Origin of the sequence: Salinibacterium sp. NK8237 (assembly GCF_015864955.1) — a bacterium.
Classification (GTDB): domain Bacteria; phylum Actinomycetota; class Actinomycetes; order Actinomycetales; family Microbacteriaceae; genus Rhodoglobus.
On sequence record NZ_JADYWE010000005.1, the window covers coordinates 1 to 5,274 of the forward strand.

A 5,274-nucleotide genomic window follows, 5' to 3' on the forward strand; every position below is an offset into this window, starting at 1 on the left:
TTAGTCCCTGCTTCCACATCCAGCCTATCAACGCAGTAGTCTAGCTGCGAGTCTCTCGGCCTAAGCCATGGAAATCTCATCTCGAAGCTGGCTTCCCGCTTAGATGCTTTCAGCGGTTATCCATTCCGAACGTAGCTAATCAGCGGTGCTCCTGGCGGAACAACTGACACACCAGAGGTTCGTCCATCCCGGTCCTCTCGTACTAGGGATAGATCTTCTCAAATTTCCTGCGCGCGCAGAGGATAGGGACCGAACTGTCTCACGACGTTCTAAACCCAGCTCGCGTACCGCTTTAATGGGCGAACAGCCCAACCCTTGGGACCTACTCCAGCCCCAGGATGCGACGAGCCGACATCGAGGTGCCAAACCATGCCGTCGATATGGACTCTTGGGCAAGATCAGCCTGTTATCCCCGAGGTACCTTTTATCCGTTGAGCGACAGCGCTTCCACAAGCCACTGCCGGATCACTAGTCCCGACTTTCGTCCCTGCTCGACTTGTCAGTCTCACAGTCAAGCTCCCTTGTGCACTTACACTCGACACCTGATTACCAACCAGGTTGAGGGAACCTTTGGGCGCCTCCGTTACTTTTTGGGAGGCAACCGCCCCAGTTAAACTACCCACCATGCACTGTCCCTGAACCGGATTACGGTTCGAAGTTAGATATCCAATATGACCAGAGTGGTATTTCAACAATGACTCCACCTGAACTAGCGTCCAAGCTTCACAGTCTCCCACCTATCCTACACAGGCCACACCGAACACCAATACAAAGCTATAGTAAAGGTCACGGGGTCTTTCCGTCCTTCTGCGCGTAACGAGCATCTTTACTCGTAGTGCAATTTCGCCGAGTTCGCGGTTGAGACAGCTGGGAAGTCGTTACGCCATTCGTGCAGGTCGGAACTTACCCGACAAGGAATTTCGCTACCTTAGGATGGTTATAGTTACCACCGCCGTTTACTGGGGCTTAAATTCACAGCTTCGCCTTACGGCTAACCGTTCCTCTTAACCTTCCAGCACCGGGCAGGCGTCAGTCCGTATACATCGTCTTGCGACTTAGCACGGACCTGTGTTTTTAGTAAACAGTCGCTTCCCACTGGTCTCTGCGGCCCTGCAGCGCTCCCGGAGTAAATCCGTTCACGCCTTAGGCCCCCCTTATCCCGAAGTTACGGGGGCATTTTGCCGAGTTCCTTAACCACGATTCTCTCGATCTCCTTAGTATTCTCTACCTGATCACCTGAGTCGGTTTGGGGTACGGGTAACTTGAACCTCGCGTCGATGCTTTTCTTGGCAGCATAGGATCACTGATTTCGTCCGTGAGGACTACCCATCGAGTCTCAGCCGTAATGAGAGACGGATTTGCCTATCTCTCGGCCTACATTCTTAGACCGGGACAACCATCGCCCGGCTCAGCTACCTTCCTGCGTCACACCTGTTAATACGCTAACCGCACCAGAATAGGGTCGTACGCTAGGCCCCACGCCTCACCCCGAAGGGATTGGTCTAGGGGATTCAGATACTTAGCATTACTGGATTGGTTTGGGCGGTTCTTCGTCAGTACGGGAATATCAACCCGTTGTCCATCGACTACGCCTGTCGGCCTCGCCTTAGGTCCCGACTTACCCAGGGCGGATTAGCCTGGCCCTGGAACCCTTGATCATTCGGAGGACGGGTTTCTCGCCCGTCTTTCGCTACTCATGCCTGCATTCTCACTCGTGTAGGCTCCACGGCTGGTTTACACCGCCGCTTCACTGCCCACACGACGCTCTCCTACCACTCCGTACGGCTGAACCACGAAGGCTTACCTATAATACGAAATCTACAACTTCGGTGGTGTGCTTGAGCCCCGTTACATTGTCGGCGCGGAATCACTTGACCAGTGAGCTATTACGCACTCTTTCAAGGGTGGCTGCTTCTAAGCCAACCTCCTGGTTGTCTATGCAACTCCACATCCTTTCCCACTTAGCACACGCTTGGGGACCTTAGTTGGTAGTCTGGGCTGTTACCCTCTCGACGATGAAGCTTATCCCCCACCGTCTCACTGCTGCGCTCTCACTTACCGGCATTCGGAGTTTGGCTAACGTCAGTAACCTTTTAGGGCCCATCAGCTATCCAGTAGCTCTACCTCCGGCAAGAAACACGCAACGCTGCACCTAAATGCATTTCGGAGAGAACCAGCTATCACGAAGTTTGATTGGCCTTTCACCCCTATCCACAGCTCATCCCCTCAGTTTTCAACCTAAGTGGGTTCGGTCCTCCACGTGCTCTTACACACGCTTCAACCTGGCCATGGATAGATCACTTCGCTTCGGGTCTAGAACCAGCGACTAAAACGCCCTATTAAGACTCGCTTTCGCTACGGCTGCCCCACACGGGTTAACCTCGCCACTGATCACTAACTCGCAGGCTCATTCTTCAAAAGGCACGCTGTCACAGCTACTAAGGCTGCTCCAACGGTTTGTAAGCAAACGGTTTCAGGTACTATTTCACTCCCCTCCCGGGGTACTTTTCACCTTTCCCTCACGGTACTTGTCCGCTATCGGTCATCTGGAAGTATTTAGGCTTATCAGGTGGTCCTGACAGATTCACACGGGATTTCTCGGGCCCCGTGCTACTTGGGATACTCTTCGGACCATTGCAACATTTCGACTACCGGGCTGGCACCGTCTATGGCTGGGCTTTCAATCCCATTCGTCTATATCACTTTGTAATCCTTGCTGTACGGCAGTAACAGCTGAAAAGTCCCACTACCCCGACCATGCAACGCCTGCCGGCTATCACACATGATCGGTTTGGCCTCTTCCGGTTTCGCTCGCCACTACTAACGGAATCACGGTTGTTTTCTCTTCCTGTGGGTACTGAGATGTTTCACTTCCCCACGTTCCCTCTACCCGCCCTATATATTCAGGCGGGAGTCACTGAGTCGTCTTGCAACGCCCAGCGGGGTTTCCCCATTCGGAAATCCTCGGATCAAAGCTCTATTATCAGCTCCCCGAGGCTTATCGCAGATTTATACGTCCTTCTTCGGCTCCAGATGCCAAGGCATCCACCGTTTGCCCTTAGAAAATTGATATCACATGAGTATAAGAATCGATCGCAACACTAAAAGTGTTGAGATTGACCAATGAATTATTCCCCACAACCAAAGCTGTGAGGGTCATCGTTTATTTCTTGTGATCCGACCTTTCGGTCGAATCTAAGATGCTCGCGTCCACTGTGTAGTTCTCAAAATACGGGCGGTATCCTCCACCACAACCCCAAAGGGAAGCAGTACCAGGATCCGTTAGACCCAAACACCCTTACGGGTGTTCCAGTCCTAAGGTACGAACACAAATCTTACGATCCGTGGCCGGTCCCTCAGGACCCAACAACGTGCAAAGACCAGCACCCCTGAAACCCCTCGTTCCAACCAACAAAAGCTGGCGTACTAAAGAAACAACAGTTCCTCTGATCACAATGTCAATGTTCCACCCATGAGCGCCGTCCAACCCGAACAGGCTGGTACGACTTATGCAACATAAATTCGGCAATCTTTGACTCTGTGTATACCGCAGAGACGAAAACCGAGTTGCACATGCTCCTTAGAAAGGAGGTGATCCAGCCGCACCTTCCGGTACGGCTACCTTGTTACGACTTAGTCCTAATTACCAATCCCACCTTCGACAGCTCCTCCCCTTGCGGGTTAGGCCACTGGCTTCGGGTGTTACCGACTTTCATGACTTGACGGGCGGTGTGTACAAGGCCCGGGAACGTATTCACCGCAGCGTTGCTGATCTGCGATTACTAGCGACTCCGACTTCATGAGGTCGAGTTGCAGACCTCAATCCGAACTGAGACCGACTTTTTGGGATTCGCTCCACCTCGCGGTATTGCAGCCCTTTGTATCGGCCATTGTAGCATGCGTGAAGCCCAAGACATAAGGGGCATGATGATTTGACGTCATCCCCACCTTCCTCCGAGTTGACCCCGGCAGTCTCCTTTGAGTTCCCACCATTACGTGCTGGCAACAAAGAACGAGGGTTGCGCTCGTTGCGGGACTTAACCCAACATCTCACGACACGAGCTGACGACAACCATGCACCACCTGTTTACGAGTGTCCAAAGAGTGAACTATTTCTAGCCCGTTCTCGTATATGTCAAGTCTTGGTAAGGTTCTTCGCGTTGCATCGAATTAATCCGCATGCTCCGCCGCTTGTGCGGGCCCCCGTCAATTCCTTTGAGTTTTAGCCTTGCGGCCGTACTCCCCAGGCGGGGAACTTAATGCGTTAGCTGCGACACAGAAACCGTGGAATGGCCCCTACATCTAGTTCCCAACGTTTACGGCATGGACTACCAGGGTATCTAATCCTGTTCGCTCCCCATGCTTTCGCTCCTCAGCGTCAGTAACGGCCCAGAGATCTGCCTTCGCCATTGGTGTTCCTCCTGATATCTGCGCATTCCACCGCTACACCAGGAATTCCAATCTCCCCTACCGCACTCTAGTCTGCCCGTACCCACTGCAGGCTGGGGGTTGAGCCCCCAGTTTTCACAGCAGACGCGACAAACCGCCTACGAGCTCTTTACGCCCAATAATTCCGGATAACGCTTGCACCCTACGTATTACCGCGGCTGCTGGCACGTAGTTAGCCGGTGCTTTTTCTGCAGGTACCGTCACTTTCGCTTCTTCCCTACTAAAAGAGGTTTACAACCCGAAGGCCGTCGTCCCTCACGCGGCGTTGCTGCATCAGGCTTGCGCCCATTGTGCAATATTCCCCACTGCTGCCTCCCGTAGGAGTCTGGACCGTGTCTCAGTTCCAGTGTGGCCGGTCACCCTCTCAGGCCGGCTACCCGTCGTAGGCTTGGTGAGCTATTACCTCACCAACTACCTGATAGGCCGCGAGTCCATCCTTGACCGAAATTCTTTCCAGCTCCTCACCATGCGGCGGAAGCTCGTATCCGGTATTAGACGTCGTTTCCAACGCTTATTCCAGAGTCAAGGGCAGGTTACTCACGTGTTACTCACCCGTTCGCCACTAATCCACCAGAGCAAGCTCCAGCTTCATCGTTCGACTTGCATGTGTTAAGCACGCCGCCAGCGTTCATCCTGAGCCAGGATCAAACTCTCCATAAATGTTTGATTGCACCAAGAAGCAAGCTCCTCAATGCACATCTTGCGTCACCCGCACCCGGAATAGGGTGTCGAGGCAACAAGTTTGAAACTGACAGAACAAATCAATACTGACTTGCTTTGTTGTTTATATCTTTTTCCAAAGGAATCCGCTGCATAAACGACAAC

2 rRNA genes are annotated in these 5,274 nt (G+C 52.9%); both read right to left on the reverse strand.

Annotated elements, in window-relative coordinates:
* Positions 1 to 3,072, reverse strand: a 23S ribosomal RNA gene (locus tag I6E56_RS14875); the annotation flags it as partial.
* A gap of 512 nt (positions 3,073 to 3,584) precedes the next feature.
* Positions 3,585 to 5,109, reverse strand: a 16S ribosomal RNA gene (locus tag I6E56_RS14880).
* Positions 5,110 to 5,274 lie beyond the last annotated feature (165 nt).